General features: G+C 54.8%; 20 protein-coding genes and 1 other RNA gene. 13 read left to right on the forward strand and 8 right to left on the reverse strand.

The genetic code is table 11. The features are described from left to right. The first annotated feature begins 23 nt into the window (after positions 1-23). Positions 24-3422, forward strand: a complete 3399-nt coding sequence (locus ABIB18_RS18230) for a TipJ family phage tail tip protein (RefSeq protein ID WP_354475158.1) — start codon at positions 24-26, stop codon at positions 3420-3422. A 169-nt stretch (positions 3423-3591) separates the two neighbouring features. On the opposite strand, the gene ssrA is transcribed toward ABIB18_RS18230, so the two are convergent. Both ssrA and smpB read right to left on the reverse strand, forming a co-directional pair. Further along, positions 3592-3953, reverse strand: a transfer-messenger RNA (tmRNA) gene (gene ssrA / locus ABIB18_RS18235). Between the two features lie 43 nt (positions 3954-3996). Then, the gene (smpB, locus tag ABIB18_RS18240; protein WP_046288168.1) at positions 3997-4479 is read right to left on the reverse strand and encodes an SsrA-binding protein SmpB; all 483 of its coding nucleotides are present in this window, start codon (positions 4477-4479) and stop codon (positions 3997-3999) included. A 158-nt stretch (positions 4480-4637) separates the two neighbouring features. Here smpB and ABIB18_RS18245 point away from each other — a divergent pair, with 158 nt between their 5' ends. Both ABIB18_RS18245 and ABIB18_RS18250 read left to right on the forward strand, forming a co-directional pair. Continuing rightward, on the forward strand, positions 4638-5072 hold the full coding sequence (locus tag ABIB18_RS18245; protein WP_031376296.1) for a type II toxin-antitoxin system RatA family toxin: 435 nt from the start codon (positions 4638-4640) through the stop codon (positions 5070-5072). After that, a complete protein-coding gene (locus ABIB18_RS18250) occupies positions 5065-5358 on the forward strand; it encodes an RnfH family protein (RefSeq protein WP_031376295.1) in 294 nt (97 codons plus the stop codon). The genes ABIB18_RS18245 and ABIB18_RS18250 overlap by 8 nt, the downstream gene beginning before the upstream one ends. A gap of 87 nt (positions 5359-5445) precedes the next feature. On the opposite strand, the gene bamE is transcribed toward ABIB18_RS18250, so the two are convergent. From bamE to nadK, 3 genes are all read right to left on the reverse strand, one after another. Continuing rightward, positions 5446-5793 carry an outer membrane protein assembly factor BamE gene (gene bamE / locus ABIB18_RS18255; RefSeq protein WP_031376294.1) on the reverse strand — a complete coding sequence of 116 codons (348 nt, stop codon included), beginning with the start codon at positions 5791-5793 and terminating at the stop codon, positions 5446-5448. Positions 5794-5979: 186 nt separating this feature from the next. After that, positions 5980-7641, reverse strand: coding sequence for a DNA repair protein RecN (gene recN, locus ABIB18_RS18260; protein WP_089561659.1), 1662 nt, complete (start codon positions 7639-7641; stop codon positions 5980-5982). A gap of 84 nt (positions 7642-7725) precedes the next feature. Then, positions 7726-8604 carry an NAD(+) kinase gene (gene nadK, locus ABIB18_RS18265; RefSeq protein ID WP_031376292.1) on the reverse strand — a complete coding sequence of 293 codons (879 nt, stop codon included), beginning with the start codon at positions 8602-8604 and terminating at the stop codon, positions 7726-7728. A 122-nt stretch (positions 8605-8726) separates the two neighbouring features. On the opposite strand from nadK, the gene grpE reads away from it, so the two are divergent. Continuing rightward, on the forward strand, positions 8727-9308 hold the full coding sequence (gene grpE / locus ABIB18_RS18270; RefSeq protein WP_031376291.1) for a nucleotide exchange factor GrpE: 582 nt from the start codon (positions 8727-8729) through the stop codon (positions 9306-9308). 57 nt (positions 9309-9365) lie between these two features. On the opposite strand, the gene ung is transcribed toward grpE, so the two are convergent. After that, a complete protein-coding gene (gene ung / locus ABIB18_RS18275) occupies positions 9366-10046 on the reverse strand; it encodes a uracil-DNA glycosylase (RefSeq protein WP_354475162.1) in 681 nt (226 codons plus the stop codon). Between the two features lie 243 nt (positions 10047-10289). Here ung and grcA point away from each other — a divergent pair, with 243 nt between their 5' ends. Next, a complete protein-coding gene (gene grcA, locus ABIB18_RS18280) occupies positions 10290-10673 on the forward strand; it encodes an autonomous glycyl radical cofactor GrcA (protein ID WP_031376289.1) in 384 nt (127 codons plus the stop codon). 226 nt (positions 10674-10899) lie between these two features. Here grcA and srmB read toward each other — a convergent pair whose 3' ends face one another. After that, on the reverse strand, positions 10900-12219 hold the full coding sequence (srmB, locus tag ABIB18_RS18285; RefSeq protein ID WP_031376288.1) for an ATP-dependent RNA helicase SrmB: 1320 nt from the start codon (positions 12217-12219) through the stop codon (positions 10900-10902). Between the two features lie 155 nt (positions 12220-12374). Here srmB and trmN point away from each other — a divergent pair, with 155 nt between their 5' ends. Further along, positions 12375-13124, forward strand: coding sequence for a tRNA(1)(Val) (adenine(37)-N(6))-methyltransferase TrmN (trmN, locus tag ABIB18_RS18290; protein WP_031376287.1), 750 nt, complete (start codon positions 12375-12377; stop codon positions 13122-13124). Here trmN and nadB read toward each other — a convergent pair. Then, entirely contained in the window at positions 13109-14731 is a 1623-nt protein-coding gene (nadB, locus tag ABIB18_RS18295) for an L-aspartate oxidase (protein ID WP_069728760.1), read from the reverse strand. The two genes, trmN and nadB, sit on opposite strands and share 16 nt — an antisense overlap. 412 nt (positions 14732-15143) lie before the next feature. On the opposite strand from nadB, the gene rpoE reads away from it, so the two are divergent. From rpoE to rnc, 7 genes are all read left to right on the forward strand, one after another. Next, on the forward strand, positions 15144-15722 hold the full coding sequence (gene rpoE / locus ABIB18_RS18300) for an RNA polymerase sigma factor RpoE (RefSeq protein WP_031376285.1): 579 nt from the start codon (positions 15144-15146) through the stop codon (positions 15720-15722). Between the two features lie 27 nt (positions 15723-15749). Next, on the forward strand, positions 15750-16403 hold the full coding sequence (gene rseA, locus ABIB18_RS18305; RefSeq protein WP_031376284.1) for an anti-sigma-E factor RseA: 654 nt from the start codon (positions 15750-15752) through the stop codon (positions 16401-16403). Beyond that, complete coding sequence (rseB, locus tag ABIB18_RS18310) at positions 16403-17359, forward strand: sigma-E factor regulatory protein RseB (RefSeq protein WP_031376283.1); 957 nt, start codon at positions 16403-16405, stop codon at positions 17357-17359. Before rseA ends, rseB begins: the two co-directional genes overlap by 1 nt. Further along, positions 17356-17820 carry a SoxR-reducing system protein RseC gene (gene rseC / locus ABIB18_RS18315; RefSeq protein WP_031376282.1) on the forward strand — a complete coding sequence of 155 codons (465 nt, stop codon included), beginning with the start codon at positions 17356-17358 and terminating at the stop codon, positions 17818-17820. The genes rseB and rseC overlap by 4 nt, the downstream gene beginning before the upstream one ends. A gap of 219 nt (positions 17821-18039) precedes the next feature. Continuing rightward, the gene (gene lepA, locus ABIB18_RS18320) at positions 18040-19839 is read left to right on the forward strand and encodes a translation elongation factor 4 (protein WP_031376281.1); all 1800 of its coding nucleotides are present in this window, start codon (positions 18040-18042) and stop codon (positions 19837-19839) included. Positions 19840-19848: 9 nt separating this feature from the next. After that, positions 19849-20823 carry a signal peptidase I gene (gene lepB, locus ABIB18_RS18325; protein ID WP_069728694.1) on the forward strand — a complete coding sequence of 325 codons (975 nt, stop codon included), beginning with the start codon at positions 19849-19851 and terminating at the stop codon, positions 20821-20823. Positions 20824-20954: 131 nt separating this feature from the next. Beyond that, the gene (rnc, locus tag ABIB18_RS18330; RefSeq protein ID WP_069728695.1) at positions 20955-21635 is read left to right on the forward strand and encodes a ribonuclease III; all 681 of its coding nucleotides are present in this window, start codon (positions 20955-20957) and stop codon (positions 21633-21635) included. Positions 21636-21670: the final 35 nt, after the last annotated feature.

Raw genomic sequence — 21670 nt, forward strand, 5'->3', positions numbered from 1 at the left:
TTCATTTCCTGCAGGATAAAGTCATGAGCATTTTCCATCATCACGCGCATACGCCGCACGACAAACCCGACAACCTTCGTTCTTCCCAGATCCTGAGCGTGATTGACGTGATCAGCGAAGGCCCGATTGCCGGCCTTAGCCATGGGCTGAAAAGTGTGCTGGTTAACGGCACTCCCGTGCTGGGGCCGGACGGACAGGTTAACGTGCACGGTGTCAGCATGGACTTTCGTGCCGGAACCGCTGACCAGCCGACGCTTAGCGGGTTTGAGGCATCAGCCAGGGAAAAGCTGATTAATGCTGACCTGACCGCGCAGTATGCCGTCACCCGCACGGTGAACGGAAAAGAAACGAACCGGCTCCGTCTGACGCTGGGCGTTCGCCAGCTTTTCTCGGTCAATAAAAAAGGGGAAACGCGGGATGCGTCAGTCACCCTGCAGGTTCTTGTGCGGCAACCGGCAGGCTGGCAGACAGAGAAAGACATCACCGTGAAAGGGTGCACCCATGAACCGTTTGCGTTCTCTGTGATCCTCGACAATCTGCCACCTCCGCCCTTTGATGTCCGCGTAAAGCGCATCACGCCGGACAGTACGGATAATCGTCTGCACAATAAGACCTTCTGGTCTTCTTATACAGAAATCACCGATGTCCGGCAGCATTACCCCTATACGGCCGTCATCGGCCTGAAAATTGACTCAGAGAAATCAGGCAACCAGCGGGCACAGCGTAATTATCAGATGCGGGGTCGTCTGGTTAAGGTGCCTGCGAATTATGATCCGGTGACGCGCCGTTATGTCGGCCCGCGCTGGAACGGGGAGTTTAAAGAGGCGTGGACGGACAACCCGGCCTGGTGTCTGTATGACCTGCTGACGCATCCGCGTTATGGTCTGGGTAAGCGGGTGGGGATTGCGGATGTCGATAAGTGGGCCCTCTATAACATTGCCCGATACTGTGATGAAAGCGTCAGTGACGGTTATGGCGGCCAGGAGCCGCGCATCCGTTGCAATGCGTGGCTGACGCAGCAGCGGAAGACATTCGATGTCATCAGGGATTTCTGTAGCCTGATGCGCTGCATGCCCGTCTGGAACGGTCAGCGCCTGACGTTTATTCAGGATGCGCCTTCTGATGTCGTCTGGACTTACACCAATGCCAGCGTGGCCGGTGGCCAGTTCCACTACAGCTTCAGTGCATTAAAAGACCGCCACAACGCGGTCGAGGTCCGCTTCATCGATCCACACAATAACTGGCAGCCTTCGGTTGAGCTGGTGGAAGACCGCGATGCAATAAAACGCTACGGGCGCAACCTGCTCAAAGTCGATGCATTTGGCTGTACCAGCCGCGGTCAGGCACACCGTACCGGCTTATGGATTATTGAGACCGAGCTTCTGGAAACCCAGACCGTTGATTTCTGTGTGGGTGCAGAAGGGCTGCGTCATGTCCCCGGCGACATCCTTGAAATCTGCGATAACGATTATGCCGGGACGGCAACCGGTGGCCGCATTCTTGCCACGGAGCCGGACAGGAAAATGCTCAGGCTTGACCGGCCCGTGACCCTTCCGGTGACGGGGGCAGCCACACTGAATCTCATCAGCAGCTCCGGTCAGCCCTTTACCGCCAGCGTGACCGGACACCCCGAGCCCGACAGTGTAGAGGTGGATGTGCTTCCTGAGGGCGTGGCACCGCTCAGCATCTGGGGACTGAAACTGCCGGGGCGGCGGCAGCGACTGTTTCGCTGCGTGGCCATCCGGGAAAGCGAAAACGGCGGCTATGCCATCACCGCGCTGCAGCACTGCCCGGAGAAACAGGCAAGGGTGGATGAAGGCAGGCGCTTTTCTGAATCACCGGCCAGCGGGCACGCCGTGTTACCGCCGGCTGTCCGGCATCTTCGTGTCAGCGTCAGCATGGCATCCGGACACATTCAGGCCCAGGCCCGCTGGGAAATTCTGCGCACCCTCATCAGCGCGCGATCTGAAGTCCGGGTAACACGGGGTGATGACGGCACTGGCTCCCTGATTGTCAGCGACACCGTGGACCGGCCTGAATATGCCTTTGTGCTGCCTGAAGCCGGTCACTATACGCTGACCGTCAGGTCCATTAATGAAGCCGGGCTGAAAAGCAAACCGGTCTCGGTGGATATCACTGTTGCACCGCCTGAGGCACCCGTTTCTGTTGACGTGACGCCCGGCTATTTCCAGGTCACGCTGGTGCCGCATCAGGCGATTTATGACGCTGCCACACGGTATGAGTTCTGGTCCGCCAGTGCACAGCTTGCGGACCCGCAGCTGGCAGAAACGCAGGCAAGGTATCTGGGGGAAGGGACCTGCTGGATAAAAGACGGCCTCAGGCCGGGCAAGGCTCACTACTTCTATATCCGCAGCGTTAACGCGCTGGGTAAATCCGCTTTTACAGAAAAGCAGGCCAGCCCGAGTGAAAAAGCGGAAGACTATCTGGCGTTTTATAAAGGAAAAATCAGCGACACCCATCTGGGCGGGGAGTTGCTCAATAAGATGGAGCAGCTCCGTGAGGGGGCAGCGAAAATCGAAGAAATTCAGAAGAGCTGGAAAGACACGGAGGGACGCCTCAATACGCGGTGGTCTGTCAGGCTTGAGCAGATGAAAAACGGCCAGTACTGCATGGCCGGTTTTGGTATGGGGACAGAGGAAACGCCGGAGGGTATACAGAGTCAGATCCTGATGGCGGCCGATCGCGTGGCATTTGTTAATCCGGCCAGCGGAAACAGCACCCCTGCGCTGGTTATCGAAAACGATCAGATATTCTTCCGTGAAGCCCTTATCAAAAAACTTCAGGCGGTCAGCCTCACCAGCAGTGGCGATCCGCCCGCATTCAAACTGACGCCGGATGGCACACTGACGGCAAAAAAAGCGGACATCAGCGGGACAATCCATGCGGTCAACGGTGTACTGGAAAATGTCGTCATAAAGGACGACTGCACAATCCACGGACAGCTGGATGCCAGGCAAATCACCGGAGACATATACAACGTTCAGTCAGGCGGGATAAATTTACCCAGAGGCGCGTTCAGCTGGTCAGACCGGGGAGGTCTGCACGTGATTTTTTATATTGCTGGCGAAACATTTGAGCGTGTCCTTGATACTAACCTGACCGTCACTGCTGAATGCCGCAGTGCAAGGCAGCAGTTCAGTCTTCAGCTTAAGAGCGGAGATCATTTCGAAGAACTCTATAGAGCTGATACAGGCAACAAAGGAAAGCTGCCGGGTATGACGTTCAGGCTGCAGGGCATCAGGCTGCCGACAGTCGGACGCGAAAATCATCACGTACTGATGATGCGCATCGGCAATTCACATCGCTCATCATCGGTCTACTGCAAACCGCCGGCGGGCGAGTCACCACGCTTCTCTGTTTACCGGGAGGGAAAAGCATTTATCACAGGCGGGAGTATCTGATGAAGAATGACAGATACAAAAAAGCCCGCTTTCGCGGGCCTTCTGTCGCGCCGGAGCCGGGGCTCCTTTGCGTATCTTTCTTTGTCCGGTTTCAGGCTGGTTCCTGCCCGGACCCAGTGGTTAACGTTATGACTTACAAGTCTGTGTCTTCCCACTGTCCAACTTTTTTTGGTGGAGCTGGCGGGAGTTGAACCCGCGTCCGAAATTACTACACCGTCGGCACTACATGCTTAGTCAGTTTTTACATTCGCCGGTTAGCTGCGAACAGACACGCCACTAACAGACTAGCCTGATTGGATTTAACGCTTCAACCCCAGGCAAGGCATCCACGCGATCTCTTTTGGGTTTGACTTCTCTTGATCCCCGTCTTAAGAGCGGAAGCTAGGGAGAGAAGGCTCTAAGCAGGTTATTAAGCTGCTAGTGCGTAGTTTTCGTCGTTTGCGACTATTTTTTTGCGGCTTTTTACGAGGCAAACCGCCCCTCGGCATGCTCCTAAGGCTTCACAATCCCGTCGAATCCAGAATCAGCCCCAGAACTTCAAATACTAGCAAAAAAGCAGGTCAGAATCCAGCGCTTAACGCTTTGAATTCTTCATAATACGTGCTTTATCCAGTTGCCATTCGCGGTCTTTGATATCGTCACGTTTATCATGCTCTTTCTTACCGCGTGCAACACCAATCTTCAGTTTACACCAGGCGTTCTTCCAGTAGAGCGAGAGCGCTACGATGGTATAACCTTCGCGATTGACGCGGCCATACAGTGAATCCAGCTCACGTTGCTTCAGCAGCAGCTTGCGGCTACGCGTGGGATCGCACACCACATGGGTGGAGGCAACGGCTAAGGGTTGAAAGGTTGAACCAAACAGGAACGCTTCGCCATCGCGCAGCAGAATATAGCTGTCGCTGATGTTGGCTTTGCCGGCACGAAGTGATTTAACTTCCCATCCTTGCAACGATAATCCCGCTTCATACTCCTCTTCGATGAAGTATTCGTGGCGGGCGCGTTTGTTCATGGCAACAGTGGCAGAACCGGGTTTGTGTGATTTTTTCTTTGTCATAGTGCGGCGTATTTTACATCACTTAGTCGGTTATCGCATCCCCAGTCCAGCGGGGCAGCAGGAAACGGGATATTCTAGCACACCCTTACTCGGGGGCATTTTTGTTTAATCGCTGAAAATGCTATTATTCAGCGGTTTCGTGATGAACAGGAACCATTATGGCTCAGATTAGTCGTTCGGCGCTGGTCCCGTTTAGTGCCGGGCAGATGTACAAACTTGTAAATGATGTGGATGCTTACCCGCAATTTCTGCCGGGTTGCACCGGAAGCCGCGTGCTGGATGCGTCAGAGAATCAAATGACCGCGTCCGTGGATGTGTCGAAAGCAGGCATCAGCAAAACATTTACCACCCGCAATACCCTGACGGATAACCAGAGCATTCATATGCAGCTGGTTGACGGGCCGTTCCGTAAGCTGACCGGCGGCTGGAAATTCATCTCGCTGGGCGATGACGCCTGCAAGGTTGAGTTAAGCCTGGAGTTTGAATTCACCAACATGCTGGTAGAGATGGCCTTTGGTCGGATCTTCAAAGAGCTGGCCAACAGTATGGTGCAGGCCTTCACCCAGCGTGCCAAAGAGGTTTACAGTGCCTGATATTTCGGTTGAGGTGGTCTATGCGCTGCCTGAAAAGCAATACCAGCTCTACGTCAAAGTGGAGCAGGGCAGCACGGTAGAGCAGGCGATACAGCAATCCGGAATTCTGGAGCTGCGCCGTGAAATCGACCTCAGCAGTAATAAAGTAGGTATCTACAGCCGGGCCGTTAAGCTCAGTGATGTGGTGGATGAAGGCGATCGGATTGAAATCTATCGACCGCTGATTGCCGATCCTAAAGAGCTGCGTCGTCAACGCGCAGAGCGCTCTGCATCCGGTAAAAAGTAAGCAGCAGACAGCAGGGCAGCAATGACCTGTTAATCCGCAGCATAAAAAAAGGCGCTCAGTGCGCCTTTTTTGCTGTCTGCCGTTTAGTTAGTCGCTTTTTTGCGCCAGATTCGGCTTGTTGTCGATATTGGTCAGGACGCCGTTACCATCAAAATTGAGCGTCAGCGTCTGCTGCTGAACGCGCTCATGGCCTGGTTCCTGACGGAAAACGTAATACCAGACGTTGCTGCCGAACGGATCTTTCATCATTGGCGTACCGAGCGTGTAAGCCACCTGCTGCTGGGTCATACCGGTGTGAATCTTGGCCACATCATTGGCAACCAGATAGTTACCCTGGTTGATATCAGGACGATATACCACGCGCTCTAAGGTGGAACATCCGGCGGTCATCATCAACATTACCACTGCCGCGGCAGTCAGCGTTTTACAGCGCATCTATACATTCCTTTTCCGGGGCCAAACGCCTTTTACAGGCTGTTTTTTTGCCAACAAAATCTGAACTCTGCCTGCGGCAGGCTTTATTACTTTGGCGACATAAGTGCCGATGATAATAAACCTTTTCGCTATTGGGAACCTCTACAGAGCATGCATATGACCACGGCAGGTTAAAAAAGTGCGCTATCAGGCGGCTAAAAGTTCTTTGGCGTTAGCCAGGGTGTTGCGTGTAACCTCGCTACCGCCCAGCAGTCGCGCCAGTTCCTGCAGCCGCGCGCGCTTGTCCAGCGGCTGCATATGGGTTTCGGTCATGGCGCCATCGGTCTCTTTGCTGACAAAGAAGTGCTGATGACCACAGCCTGCTACCTGCGGCAGGTGAGTCACACACATCACCTGAGTCGATTCGCCCAGCTGGCGCAGCAGTTTGCCTACTACGGCGGCGGTCGGACCGCTGATCCCGACATCGACTTCATCGAAAATCATCGCTGGCGTTTCCATTTTCTTCGCAGTGATGACCTGAATCGCCAGGGCGATACGGGACAGCTCACCGCCGGAGGCGACTTTGCCGAGCGGCTGCAGCGGTTGACCAGGGTTAGTCGTCACCTGGAAGTCGATGCGGCTGGCACCTTCAGCAGTCAGCTGGTCCGGGTTAAAGGTCAGGGCAATCTTAAACTGGCCGTGCGGCATAGAGAGCAAATGCATGCTCTGGGTAATCAGCTGCTGCAGCTCCTCAGCGTACTGAGTGCGGTGCTGATGAAGCTGCTCCGCGCTTAACAGGGCTGCCTGATAGTGCTCGCCAACCAGCGACTGCAGGCTCTCCTGATCGCTTTCATGCTGTGACAGCAACTCCGCTTCCGCCAGTAACTGCTGATGCAGTTCAGGCAGATTTTCCGGCGTAACGTGATGCTTACGCGCCAGAGCGATCTGGCGTGAAATACGCAGCTCCAGTTCATACAGACGATTCGGATCGAGATCGAGGCTGTCGCAGTAATGACGCAGCTCGTCGCTGGCTTCACTCAGCTGAATGGCCGCTTCTTCCAGCAGGTTATAAACCCCGTTCAGTTTCTCATCCAGCGAGGTCAGCTCAGACAGCATCTCACGTGCGCTGTAGAGCAGACTGCAGAGATTGTTATCGTCGCTATCCGCGAGCAGTTGCAGCGCCTGCTGACTGGTCGACAGCAGCTGTCCGCTGTTTGCCAGCCGCTTGTACTCTTCGTCAATCTGCTCATATTCACCAGCCTGCGGCGCAAACTCGTTCAGCTCTTTCAGCTGATATTGCAGCAGTTCGCGACGTGCTTCACGCTCCTGAGCCTGCTGCTGATGCAGTGCCAGGGTGCGGCAGCTCTGATGCCAGGCCTGATAATGAGTACGCATGCGCTGCAGCAGATCGTCATGACCGGCGTAAGCATCCAGCAGATGTTTCTGGTGCTCAGGTTTGAGCAGCAACTGGTGCGCGTGCTGGCCGTGAATCTGAATCAGTAACTGGCCGAGGTCGCGCAGCTGCGACAGCGGAACCGCCGTGCCGTTGATGAACCCGCGTGAGCGTCCGTCCGCGCTAATCACCCGACGCAGCAGACACTCATTGCCATCATCCAGATGGTTATCCATCAGCCAGCGCTGAGCAGAAGGGGAGGACTTAAGCTGGAAGCGGGCGCAAAGATCGGCCCGGCTGGCGCCCTGACGCACCATGTCGGCATCTGCGCGACCGCCCAGGCATAACCCCAGGGCATCAATCGCGATAGATTTACCGGCACCGGTCTCACCAGTGATTGCTGTCATACCGCGTTGGAAATCAATGTCGAGCTCACGAACGATAGCGAAATTACTGATGGTCAGTTGGGCCAGCATAGGTTCACCTGTATGAATAAACACATATGGTTTTTCATACAGTATAAACTGGAATTTTATCCAGTAAAGAGGCGGCACGGCTTTTCAGAACAATTTTTTTGACCAGCCCAGTTTCGAACTCAGCGTATTGAAATAGCTGTAGTTTTTAGGGTGAATCAGATTCAGGTGACTGGCACTGCGTCGGATCAGCACATCCTCACCTTCCTGGATCGGCAGCGCTATCTGGCTGTCGCAGCTGATCTCCAGGTCGCTCCGGCGTGAAGAAAAGCGCAACCGGATGGTACTGCTGCTGTTAATCACCAGCGGACGGGCCGACAGCGTATGCGGGAACATCGGCACCAGCACAATTGCCTCCAGCGAAGGCGTGAGTATCGGGCCGCCGGCAGAAAGCGAGTAGGCGGTGGAACCGGTCGGCGTGGAGATAATCAGGCCGTCTGAGCGCTGAGAAAAGGCAAACACTTCATCGATATAGACTTCAAACTCGATCATGTGCGCCACTTTTCCGGGATGCAGCACCACTTCATTGATCGCCGAGCCAATGCGTGGCGAACAGTCTGATTTACATACCTGGGCTTCCAGCAAAAAGCGGCTCTCAACGAAGTAGTTGCCCTGCAATACTTCATCCAGCTGCTGCTGCGCATTATCCGGGTCAAGGTCGGTCAGAAAGCCGAGGTTGCCGCGGTTAATGCCAATCACCTTGATGTCATAGCGCGCCAGCACCCGGGCCGCGCCTAGCATATTGCCGTCACCGCCGACCACCACCGCCAGATCTGCCTGTTGACCAATCTCAGCCAGCGTCCCGGTCTGGACGTCGTGTAGCGCCAGCTCCTGCGCGATTTGCTTCTCCACGATCACTTGATAACCTTTGGCGGTCAGCCAGCGCCAGAGCATCTCATGCGTGGTTAACGCGGTGGGATGGCGTGGATGACCCACAATACCAATGCAGTTAAAGTGTTTGTTCATCGAGTGGGTATTCCTTATAAGCCAAAACGGCAAGGCAATGTGATAGGTTCCCTTGAAACCGTCAAACCGATCCCCATAATAAGCCAACCAGCGAAATGAATGTGCAAAACGCGGAGAAATTCATGAGTAGTAAAGAACAGAACACCCCAAACGAGCAAGTCTCAGACGAAATTCAGCAGGATCAGCAACAACCTCAGGAAGCGGAGACAGCGGCTGAGGTGGATCCGCGTGATGAGCGTATTGCTCAGCTCGAAGCTGAATTAGCGCAGTCGCAAACCGGCGTGCGTGATGCACAACTGCGTGCGCAGGCTGAAATTGAGAACATTCGTCGCCGTGCCGAAATGGACGTTGAGAAGGCGCATAAATTCGCCCTGGAGAAATTTGCCAACGAATTGCTGCCGGTGATCGACAGTCTTGAGCGTGCGCTGGAAGTGGCGAACAAAGAGGACGCGCAGCTGGCTCCGATGATCGAAGGGATTGAACTGACCCTGAAAGGTCTGCTCGGCGCAGTCCGCAAATTCGGTGTAGAAGTGGTAGGCGAAACTGGCGTGCCATTTAATCCCGAAGTGCATCAGGCAATGTCGATGATGGAGTCTGAAGAGTTTGAACCGAACCAGGTGATGCTGGTGATGCAACGTGGCTACACGCTGAATGGCCGCCTACTGCGTCCGGCGATGGTCGCGGTTGCCAAAGCGAAAGGCTGATTTCACGCCTGAATCCGTACCACGGCCGCGCAGTGTCGCGGCCGTGTGCCTTGCAGCTTATTCAGGCAGTACCGGCGTCCAGTCAATTGGTTGCTGACCGGCTTCACGCAGTATGGCGTTAGTTTTCGAGAAGTGCTGACAGCCAAAAAAGCCCCGATGCGCCGAGAGCGGCGAAGGGTGCGGCGCCTGCAATACGTGATGGCGCTGACGGTCAATAATGCTGCCTTTCTTCTGTGCATGGGAGCCCCACAGCAGGAACACCACCCCTTCACGATGCTGGTTAATCGCGGCAATCACATTATCGGTAAAGGTTTCCCAGCCAAAGCGCGCATGGGAATGGGCCTTGCCCGCTTCCACTGTTAACACCGTATTCAGCAACATCACGCCCTGTTTCGCCCAGCTTTCGAGAAAACCATGGTCCGGCTTCTGAAAGCCCGGAATGTCCTGCAATAGCTCTTTGTAGATGTTTTGCAGCGACGGCGGTACCTGCACGCCGGGCAGCACCGAAAAGGCCAGTCCGTGCGCCTGATTAGGGCCGTGGTACGGGTCCTGACCCAGAATCACCACTTTGACGTCGCCTAATTCGGTCAGGCGAAAGGCATTGAACACATCCTTTTGCGGTGGGTAAACCGTCACGCCTGCAGCACGCTCATCCGCCACGAGTTTCAGCGTCTCGGTAAAATAGGGTTTCTGTTTCTCTTCAGCCAGCACGTCGTGCCAGGTCAGCTTTTCAACCATAATCCACTCCCTTAAGGTTTGTGCCGTAAGCTTAGCCGTTCCTGCCCCTGAGCTGAAGGGCAAAAATATTTTTAATAATGCAAAAAAAGTTAATATCAGCAGCGGTTTGAGATCAGTCAGTTAGCGAAAAAGGAGACTTTATGGCCGGTTAAAATTGACCCAGGTCAAGGCTGACGGCGTGGGAGAGTGCTATACCGGAGCCTCAAATTTGATTCATTCACGCATTGCCCTGGAGGCGCTGACATGATTACTGGTATCCAGATCACACAAACTAATAAACCCCAACTCCTTAATTCTTTCTGGCTGTTAGACGAAGAGAAAGCTCAGGCTCGCTGCCTGTGTGCCAAAGGCGACTATGAAGAAGATCAGGTGGTTGCGCTTAGCGAACTGGGTGAATTCACCTACCGTGAAGTGCCGGTAGAAATTAAACCGCAGGTGCGGGTAGAAGGCGGTCAGCATCTGAACGTCAACGTTCTGCGTCGTGAAACACTGGAAGATGCCGTTAAGCATCCTGAAAATTATCCGCAGCTGACCATTCGCGTTTCCGGTTATGCGGTGCGTTTTAACTCACTGACGCCAGAACAGCAACGCGACGTGATTGCCCGTACTTTCACCGAAAGTCTCTGAGTGACATCAGTTAACCGGCGCTGAAAAATAACGCAAAGCGCACACAGCAATTTTTACCACAAAATTAATAAGATAGAAGCCAGAACGGCTGGCGGTGCGGCGGCAATTATCGCCGGATCGCCATCAGGCACTGAAAATGGCACCAACTGCCTGTTACTGATGATTAAATCAAAAAAATCGCCTCTGATGAGGCGATTTTTTTATGGCTGCGATGATTTATTCCGCATTACTCATTAGCCGGCGCGCTGCCGCTCGGCTTGCGGCGTTTACCGATATTTTTGGCATCGCGGTGACGTTTTTTCACCCGCGGTTTTTCAGCTTCGCTGGATTTCTTCTCAGCTCGCTTAGCCAGCGCCTTTTTCGACGGTTTCCCGGTGGTTTTGGCGTGCGGCGCGCGCGTCTCAGGACGCAATTCATCCACCACGCGGGCTTTCAGCGGCTCATTGACGTAGCGGCTGATTTTACCCAGCAGTACGTAGTCATGCGCTTCGACCAGCGAGATCGCGATTCCTTTGCGGCCGGCACGGCCGGTACGGCCAATACGGTGCAGATAGGTATCGGCGGTGCGCGGCATATCGAAGTTAAAGACGTGACTGACTTCCTCAACATCAATACCACGCGCCGCGATGTCGGTGGCGACCAGCACGTTGACCCGGCCTTCACTCAGACGTTTAATCGCTTCGTTACGCTTGGCCTGCACCATCTCGCCTTCCAGATAGCTGCTACGAATCCCCGCTTCGTGCAGCCAGCTGACCAGCTCATGCAGACGCTCACGTTTACGCACAAACACGATGCAGCGCGTCACTTCCGGCTGTTTCAGCAAATGAACCAGTAATTTGGTTTTATGCTCCAGATCGTCAGCGCGATAATACCACTGCTGGATCTTTTTACGTTCACGGCGGCTGGGATCGGCTTCCAGTTCAACCGGATCGTTCAGCAGACGCTCGGCGAAGTCTTTGATGTTTTCGCCTTCCAGCGTGGCGGAAAACAGCAGCGTTTGCTTGCGCCAGCGGGTTTCTGCCGCGATGGTTTCGATATCCTGTGCGAAACCCATGTCCAGCATGCGGTCCGCTTCATCGAGCACCAGCGTTTCAACTGCGCGGCAGTCAAAGTTCTCTTCTTTGATGTATTGCAGCAGACGACCGGTGGTCGCCACCACAATGTCCTGGTTTTCGCTGAACACTTCAGCGTGGTTCATATAGGCCACGCCGCCGGTGATGGTAGCGATATCCAGATGGGTATGTTTCGCCAGTTCACGCGCCTGGTCGGCGACCTGCATCGCCAGTTCGCGGGTTGGTGTGACGATCAGAATGCGGGGCGGGCCAGATTTCTTACGGGGGAAATCAAGCAGGTGCTGCAGCGCCGGTAGCAGATAGGCGGCAGTTTTCCCGGTCCCGGTAGGTGCCGAACCCAGAACGTCGCGGCCCTCAAGCGCGGGCGGAATTGCAGCAGCCTGAATCACTGTTGGGCGCGTAAAGCCTTTTTCCTGCAGCGCTTGCAGCAGGCTTTCGTCGAGTTCGAGTTCGGAAAATGTGGTTACTGTCATGGTCTACCTCAGTTTGGGGCGCTGATTATAGACAGATCAGACATAATCTTCATCTGTTAATCCGCCAGGTATGGTCTGCTGCGTGAATTCCCTTACCTGTCACGTTACACTTATGCGCTGCCGCACGGCAGAAAATAAGTGAATGGTAGCGACCCATGATGCACGATAAGCCGCGTGAGCGGCCCCAGTTAAACAAGAACGGATTTACCTTTAAACAATTTTTTGTCGCGCACGATCGCTGTGCGATGAAAGTCGGTACCGATGCCATTCTGCTCGGTGCCTGGGCACCGGTGGCTGGCGTCAGACGGATTCTGGACATTGGCAGCGGCAGCGGACTGATCGCGCTGATGCTGGCGCAGCGCACGTCGTCGCCGGTTGAGATTGATGCGGTCGAGTTAGACGGTGAGGCGGCGCAGCAGGCACGCGAGAATGTACAGCAGTCGCCGTGGCCGCAGCGTATTCACATCCATCAGCAGGATATCGCCCGCTGGGCCGAAGACTGCGAGCAGCGTTATTCGCTGATTGTCAGCAATCCTCCGTACTTTGCGCCTGGCGTAGCCTGTTCCACTGCGGCGCGGGACAGCGCCCGTGCGACCCGCACCCTCGATCATCAGACCCTGTTACGCAGCGCAGCGTTGCTGATTGAAGAAGAGGGGATGTTCTGCGTGGTACTGCCCACCGCGACCGGCGAAACGTTTATCAGCCAGGCGCTGGCCGATGGCTGGCATTTACGTTTTCGGCTGGACGTGGCGGAATATGCTCATCGCCCGCCGCATCGCGTGCTGCTGGCTTTCTCTCCGCAGGCCGGCGAAACGCTGCTGGAGCGTCTCGCCATTCGCGCGCCCGACACCCACTATTCCGAAGACTGGTGTTGCCTGACGCGGGCATTCTACCTGTTCCTGTAACCGGGCGGCGTCAGGATGGTCGGCAGCGCTTCGGGTAACAGGTCGGGATAGTCGCGGATGTAGTGCAGTCCGCGGCTCTCTTTTCGCTCCAGCGCGCAGCGCACCATGAGATCGGCGACCTGCACCAGATTCCTCAGCTCCAGCAGATTGTTAGAGAGGCGGAAGTGATGGTAATACTCATCAATTTCCTGCTGCAGCAGCGTGATGCGGCGCAACGCCCGCTCAAGGCGCTTGGTGGTTCGCACAATGCCAACGTAATCCCACATAAACAGCCGCAGCTCGTGCCAGTTATGCTGGATGATCACCCGCTCATCCGCATCATCGACCTGGCTTTCATCCCAGCCGGGCAGGGTAGTCACCGCTTCGACGTCGGGCAGGGTGCGAATCAAATCCTCCGCGGCTGACCAGCCATAAACCAGACACTCCAGCAGTGAGTTGGACGCCATCCGGTTGGCGCCGTGCAGGCCGGTATAACTCACTTCACCAATCGCATACAGGCCATTGAGATCGGTACGCCCCTGCTGATCGACCATCACGCCGCCGCAGGTATAGTGCGCGGCAGGCACAATCGGAATCGGCTGTTTGGTCAGATCAAAGCCAAAGGTCAGCAGCTTGTCGTAAATCATCGGGAAGTGAGCGCGGACAAATGCTTCCGGCTGATGACTGATATCGAGATACATGCAGTCCACGCCCAGCCGTTTCATTTCGTGGTCTATCGCCCGGGCGACGATGTCACGCGGCGCCAGTTCAGCCCGTTGATCAAAATCGGGCATGAAACGGCTGCCGTCAGGACGCAGCAGCCAGGCACCTTCGCCACGTAATGCTTCGGTTAGCAGGAAATTCTGCGCCTGCGGATGAAACAGGCAGGTCGGGTGAAACTGGTTAAACTCCAGATTGGCGACCCGGCAGCCGGCACGCCACGCCATCGCAATTCCATCGCCAGAGGCAATATCGGGATTGGTGGTGTATTGATAGACTTTGGCTGCGCCGCCGGTTGCGACCACGACGGCGCGGGCGCTACAGGTTTCCACCTGCTCGCGATTGCGGTTCCAGATCCACGCACCCACAGCACGGCGTGGTCCGGGCAGGCCCAGTTTGTCTGAAAGAATGAGATCGACCGCGTTAGTACGTTCCAGAATCCGGATGTTGGGATGGCTCAGCGCCTGACTGACCAGCGTGGTTTCTACCGCGCGGCCGGTGGCATCGGCACTGTGCAGAATGCGGCGATGACTGTGGCCGCCTTCACGGGTCAGGTGATAGCGCATCTCGCCTGCCGCCTGCGGATCGATATCAAAGGCGACCCCGTTATCAATCAGCCACTGCACGCAGTGACGGGCATTGCTGGCAATAAACGAAACGGCGTCGCGATCGCACAGGCCGGCACCGGCAATCAGCGTATCCTCCACGTGCGACTCAATGCTGTCGGTTTCATCGAACACCGCCGCGATACCACCCTGCGCATACAGGGTGGAGCCCTCATTGACCTGCGCTTTGCTGAGCACCAGCACCTGATAATGTCTGGCCAGCCGTAACGCCAGCGACAGGCCGGCGGCACCGCTGCCCACAATCAATACATCACACTGATAATCCGGATTTGCATTTGTCATGATGTTTAATTTACTAAACAAGAATAGGCCTGAGCATAAGCGTTAAGCCGGTTGCTGTGAAGTATTTTGAACAAATTTTCCACGCGCCAGGCAGTGTCAGGCTAAATATCGCTAACAATCAGCAGGTTAAATTCGGGGCGGTTTAAAAAGTGTTTTTTATACCAAACTTAATTAAGCGCAGGGATTTAAAGATGAAAAAGCCGTTGTCATAGGTTACTCTGCCTGCGATTTACGCTCCCTGTACTGAACGAAAATGAACAAGCCGGATAATCACCAGCGGAGCGGTAAATATTAGGGCGATAAGTGAACTTCGCACCACATCACAACTCTAAGCGCATGCTTGCTCAGAACCATTGAGATGTGCTGGCAGTTACTTTACGCGTATAAAAAATTTGGGGAGACATTACCTCGGATGAGCGAGCAGTTAACGGATCAGATCCTCGTTGAACGGGTACAGAAGGGAGATCAAAAAGCTTTCAACTTACTGGTAATTCGTTACCAGCATAAAGTGGCGAGCCTGGTTTCACGCTATGTTCCGTCGGGCGATGTGCCTGATGTAGTACAGGAATCGTTTATTAAAGCGTATCGCGCACTGGACTCTTTCCGGGGCGATAGCGCGTTTTATACCTGGCTGTACCGCATTGCGGTTAATACAGCGAAAAATTACCTGGTTGCTCAGGGGCGACGTCCGCCATCCAGCGATGTGGATGCGATTGACGCAGAAAATTTCGAAAGTGCGGGTGCATTAAAAGAAATTTCGAACCCTGAGAACTTAATGTTGTCTGACGAATTGAAACAAATTGTCTTTCGTACCATCGAGGCGCTACCCGAGGACTTGCGTATGGCAATCACCCTCAGGGAACTGGACGGCCTGAGCTATGAAGAGATCGCCGTCATTATGGATTGCCCGGTAGGCACTGTTCGGTCACGTATCTTCCGTGCGCGAGAGGCCATTGATAATAAAGTTCAACCGCTTATCCAACGTCAGTGATAACGGCTACTGGAAGGGTACATAGGCATGCAGAAAGAAAAACTTTCCGCTTTAATGGATGGTGAGACCTTAGATAACGAGCTGTTCTCAGCCTTATCGAAGGATGCAGATCTACAGAAAAGCTGGGAAAGCTACCATCTGATTCGCGATACCATGCGCGGCGATGTTGGCGAGTTCCTGCATTTCGATATCTCTGCGCGCGTTGCCGCTGCCATCGAAAAAGAACCGCTGCGTACTGTTACACCGCTGATCCCTGAAGCGCAGCCAGAACCTTCCCGCTGGGAAAAAATGCCGTTCTGGCAGAAAGTGCGTCCATGGGCAGCACAGTTAACCCAGGTCGGCGTGGCTGCCTGTGTTTCTCTGGCAGTTATCGTTGGCGTCCAGCACTACAACCAGCCAAACGGCGGCACGGCTGAATCGTCCGATTCTCCGGTGTTTAACACGCTGCCGATGATGGGCAAAGCCTCACCGGTCAGCCTCGGCGTGCCTTCTGATGCGTTTGATACCAACAGCGCTAATCAGCAGGTTCAGGATCAGCGTCGTCGCGTCAATGCGATGCTGCAGGATTATGAACTGCAACGCCGTTTACATGCCGATCAGCTGCAGTTTGAAACCGATGCACCGAAACAAGCACAGGCTGATGTTCCCGGAAACCAATCCTTAGGACTCCAGCAGCAGTAATGAAGCCGCTTTGGTATGCTGTTAGCCTGCTGACAGGCAGCCTGTTGTGGTCATCTGCCGCCCCGGCGCAACCTTCTGCGTCCGGGGCGTTATTGCAGCAGATGGAGCAGGCAAGTCAAAACCTCAACTACGAATTCGCCTATATCAACGTCTCCCGCCTCGGCATTGAATCATTGCGTTATCGTCATGCTGTGATTGATGAGCGTATTTTTGCTCAGCTGTTGCAGATGGACGGCCCGCGACGTGAAGTGATCCAGCGTGGCAACGATATCAGCTACTTCGAACCTGGCCTTGAGCCGTTTTCGCTACCCGGTAACCACATTATCGATGCGCTGCCGTCGGTGATTTTTGCAGACTTCACCAAGCTGGGCAGTGCGTACGACTTCATTACCGTTGGCCGCTCGCGTATTGCCGATCAGATGTGCGACGTATTGCGCATCGTGTCACGCGATGGCACCCGCTACAGCTATGTCGTCTGGCTGGATGTGGATACCAGGCTGCCTCTGCGGATTGACCTGCTGGACCGCGACGGTGAAACGCTGGAGCAGTTCCGTGTCATTAGCTTCGCGGTGGATGAAGGGGTGCGTAACCTGATGCAGGGGCTGGAAAAGGCCAACCTGCCGCCATCGCTCTCCGTCCCGAAAGGGGATGCGGTGACGCTCAACTGGCAGCCAGGCTGGATACCCGCCGGCATGACGCTGGTCTCTCAGAATCGTCGTACGTTGCCCGCGCTGAACAAAAACATGGAGTCGCGTCTCTACAGCGACGGCCTGTTCAGCTTCGCCATTAATATCACTCCGGCCGATAAAAGTAGTACCACCCAGACATTGCGCACTGGACGTCGTACGGTACAAACGGTTGTGCGCAATAATAGCGAGATTGCGGTGGTCGGCGAATTACCGCCTTCGACAGCAAAACGCATTGCGGACAGCATCGACCTGGGGTCACAAAAATGATGAGAGAATGGGCCACCGTGGTGGCATGGCAGGATGGCATCGCCACTCTGCATACTGAAGCGAAAACCTCCTGCAACAGCTGCCAGGCGCGTAAAGGCTGCGGCAGCCACATGCTGAACAAACTCGGCCCGAAAAATGCCCACGTAATGCAGATCGCCAGCAGCAAACCGCTGCAGCCGGGTCAGCGTATCGAACTGGGTATCCGCGAGAGCAGCCTGCTGGGCTCGGCGTTGCTGGTCTATATGACGCCGCTGTTGGGTTTGTTTGTGGTGGCAGGGCTGTTTCAGGCGCTGTTCAGCAGCGATCTGGCGGCCGCCTGTGGTGCGCTGCTGGGCGGTATTGGCGGCTTTATTATCGCCAAAGGCGTCTCGATGAAACTGGGCGATCGCGAAGCCTTTCAACCGGTGATCCTGAACATCGCATTACCTCCTGATGCGCTGCGCGTTGAAAGCGAAGCGTAACGCATCTCCAGGCCGCGCACTCCGCGGCCTTTGTCTGTTCTCCCTTACGCAAAACTCTGTTTCGCTTCCACAACGTTCCATTCTTTTATGCGCGGCGTTAACAGTGTAATATGCGTCGTCATTAATGAGGCTGACAGGATTGTGGGTAAAGAGCGATCTTCCTGAATGTGTCTGTGCTCAGGTTTTCAACTGATTCTCTATGCGAAGATATTCATATAAATGAAGCACATAAGAAATTTCTCCATCATCGCCCACATCGACCATGGTAAATCTACGCTCTCTGACCGCCTGATTCAGATTTGTGGTGGCCTCACCGCCCGTGAGATGGCTGCCCAGGTTCTTGACTCTATGGATCTGGAACGCGAGCGCGGTATTACCATCAAAGCACAGAGCGTAACGCTCGATTACCACGCGAAAGACGGCGAAACTTACCAGCTCAATTTCATCGACACTCCGGGTCACGTTGACTTCTCCTATGAAGTTTCCCGCTCACTGGCGGCCTGTGAAGGCGCACTGCTGGTGGTGGATGCCGGGCAGGGCGTAGAAGCGCAGACCCTGGCGAACTGCTACACCGCGATTGAGATGGATCTGGAAGTAGTGCCGGTTCTGAACAAAATTGACCTGCCAGCGGCCGATCCCGATCGTGCGGCGCAGGAAATTGAAGATATCGTCGGCATTGATGCTACTGACGCGGTGCGCTGCTCGGCAAAAACCGGCGTTGGCGTACCGGAAGTGCTGGAACGTTTAGTGCGTGACATCCCGCCGCCAGAAGGCGATCCGGAAGCACCGCTGCAGGCGCTGATTATCGACTCCTGGTTCGATAACTACCTCGGTGTGGTGTCGTTGGTGCGGGTTAAAAACGGCACCATGCGCAAGGGCGATAAAATTAAGGTTCTGAGTACTGGCCAGGTGTATAACGCTGACCGTCTCGGCATCTTCACCCCGAAGCAGGTTGACCGTACCGAGCTTAACTGCGGTGAAGTTGGCTGGCTGGTCTGTGCGATTAAAGACATCCTCGGCGCGCCGGTAGGGGACACCCTGACCACCGCGCGTAACCCGGCAGACAAAGCGCTGCCAGGCTTTAAAAAAGTGAAGCCGCAGGTTTATGCCGGTCTGTTCCCGATCAGCTCTGACGACTATGAAGCGTTCCGTGATGCGCTCGGCAAACTGAGCCTGAATGACGCCTCGCTGTTCTATGAGCCAGAAAGCTCGACGGCGCTGGGCTTTGGTTTCCGTTGCGGCTTCCTCGGTCTGCTGCACATGGAGATCATCCAGGAGCGTCTGGAGCGTGAATACGATCTCGATTTAATTACCACGGCACCGACCGTGGTGTATGAAGTGGTTACCACCAGCGGCGACGTGGTCTACGTAGACAGCCCGTCTAAGTTGCCAGCGCTGAATAATATTGAAGAGCTGCGCGAACCGATCGCCGAGTGTCATATGCTGCTGCCGCAGGAATATCTGGGCAACGTCATTACACTGTGCATTGAGAAACGCGGCGTTCAGACCAATATGGTTTACCACGGCAATCAGGTCGCGCTGACTTACGAGATTCCGATGGCAGAAGTGGTGCTCGACTTCTTCGACCGTCTGAAATCCACCTCACGCGGCTATGCTTCGCTGGATTACAACTTTAAACGTTTCCAGGCCTCTGACATGGTGCGCGTCGACGTTCTGATTAACTCCGAACGTGTCGATGCGCTGGCGCTGATTACCCACCGTGAAAACGCACCGTATCGTGGACGCGATCTGGTTGAGAAGATGAAAGAGCTCATCCCGCGTCAGCAGTTTGATATTGCGATTCAGGCGGCAATCGGCAACCACATTATCGCGCGTTCAACGGTTAAACAGCTGCGTAAAAACGTACTCGCCAAGTGTTATGGCGGCGACGTCAGCCGTAAGAAGAAACTGTTGCAGAAGCAGAAAGACGGTAAGAAGCGAATGAAGCAGGTCGGTAACGTTGAGCTGCCGCAGGAAGCCTTCCTCGCGATTCTGCATGTCGGTAAGGACAGCAAATAAGGATTTCCAATGGCTAATATGTTCGCCCTGATACTGGCGATAGCGACGCTGATTACTGGCATCGTCTGGGTTATTGATCGTTTTAAATGGGCACCGCAACGTCGGGCTAAACAGGCGGCGGCTCAGGCGCAAACCGGTAATACGCTCGACAGCAAAACGCTGGCGAAAGTATCGTCGCAGCCGGGCTGGGTTGAAACTACCGCCTCGGTGTTCCCGGTACTGGCCGTGGTGTTCATCGTGCGTTCGTTTATTTACGAACCGTTCCAGATCCCTTCGGGATCGATGATGCCGACGCTGCTGATTGGCGATTTTATTCTGGTGGAGAAGTTTGCCTATGGAATTAAAGATCCAATCACTCAGACCACGCTGATCCCGACCGGTCAGCCAAAGCGCGGTGACATCGCGGTATTTAAATACCCGAAAGATCCGAGCCTCGACTACATTAAACGCGTGATTGGTTTACCTGGCGATAAAGTGATCTATGATCCTTACAGCAAAACCCTGACGGTCAAGCCAGCCTGTACCGACGGTAAAGCCTGTGACACCGCGTTAGCGGTGACTTATACCGACGTTAAGCCGAGCAACTTTATTCAGACCTTTAGCGGCTTTGATGGCAACGAAACTGGCAACGGTTTTTATCAGGTGCCACAGGGCGATACGATGCGCGGTGGCTTACGCCTCGGCACCCGTAAAGAGACGATTGGCAACGTGACCCATGACATCCTGCTGGTGAACGAAGCGCAGAGTCAGGCGGGCATGTATTACCAGCAGCCGGGTCAGCCACAGGCGAGCTGGGTAGTGCCGAAAGGGCAATATTTCATGATGGGCGATAACCGTGATAACAGCGCCGACAGCCGCTACTGGGGCTTTGTCCCGGAGCGTAATCTGGTCGGTAAAGCGGTCGCTATCTGGATGAGCTTTGAGAAACAAGAAGGACAGTGGCCTACCGGCGTGCGATTCAGTCGTATCGGCGGCATCCACTAAAAGTATTGTCTGATTAACAGGCAAATCGGGTGGCCTCCTGCGGGAGGCCACTGCACACCAAACGGAATGTGTTGGATTCTCAGCCCTGTTTGGTATGCAGAGTCACAGACGCAACAAAGAACTGGAATCGCATGAACCCCATCCTGATTAACAAGCTTCAGCGCAAACTGGGCTACACTTTTACTCATTCGGAACTGTTACAGCAGGCCCTGACTCATCGCAGCGCCAGCAGTAAGCACAACGAGCGTCTTGAATTTCTCGGCGATTCCATTCTCAGCTATGTGATTGCGAACGCGCTTTATCACCGCTTCCCGCGGGTTGATGAAGGTGACATGAGCCGCATGCGCGCCACGCTGGTGCGCGGTAATACGCTGGCGGAAATGGCGCGTGAATTTGATCTCGGCGAATGCCTGCGTTTAGGGCCGGGTGAGCTGAAAAGCGGCGGTTTCCGTCGCGAATCGATCCTGGCGGATACGGTGGAAGCGCTGATTGGCGGTATCTTCCTCGATAGCAGTATCCAGACGGTAGAAAAACTGATCCTCGACTGGTATCAGAGCCGCCTCGACGAAATCAGTCCTGGCGACAAACAAAAAGATCCGAAAACGCGTCTGCAGGAGTATCTGCAGGGGCGTCACCTGCCGCTGCCAAGCTATCTGGTGGTACAGGTGCGTGGCGAAGCTCACGATCAGGAATTCACCATTCACTGTCAGGTGAGTGGCATGGCCGAGCCGGTGGTGGGCGTAGGCTCCAGCCGCCGTAAAGCAGAACAGGCAGCCGCCGAACAGGCGCTGATTAAACTGGGTCTCGAATAATTCCCCTGACCCCGGCACCGGCAACGGTGCCCGAT

The organism is Pantoea sp. UYEF8 (assembly GCF_040546285.1).
Lineage (GTDB): Bacteria > Pseudomonadota > Gammaproteobacteria > Enterobacterales > Enterobacteriaceae > Pantoea > Pantoea brenneri.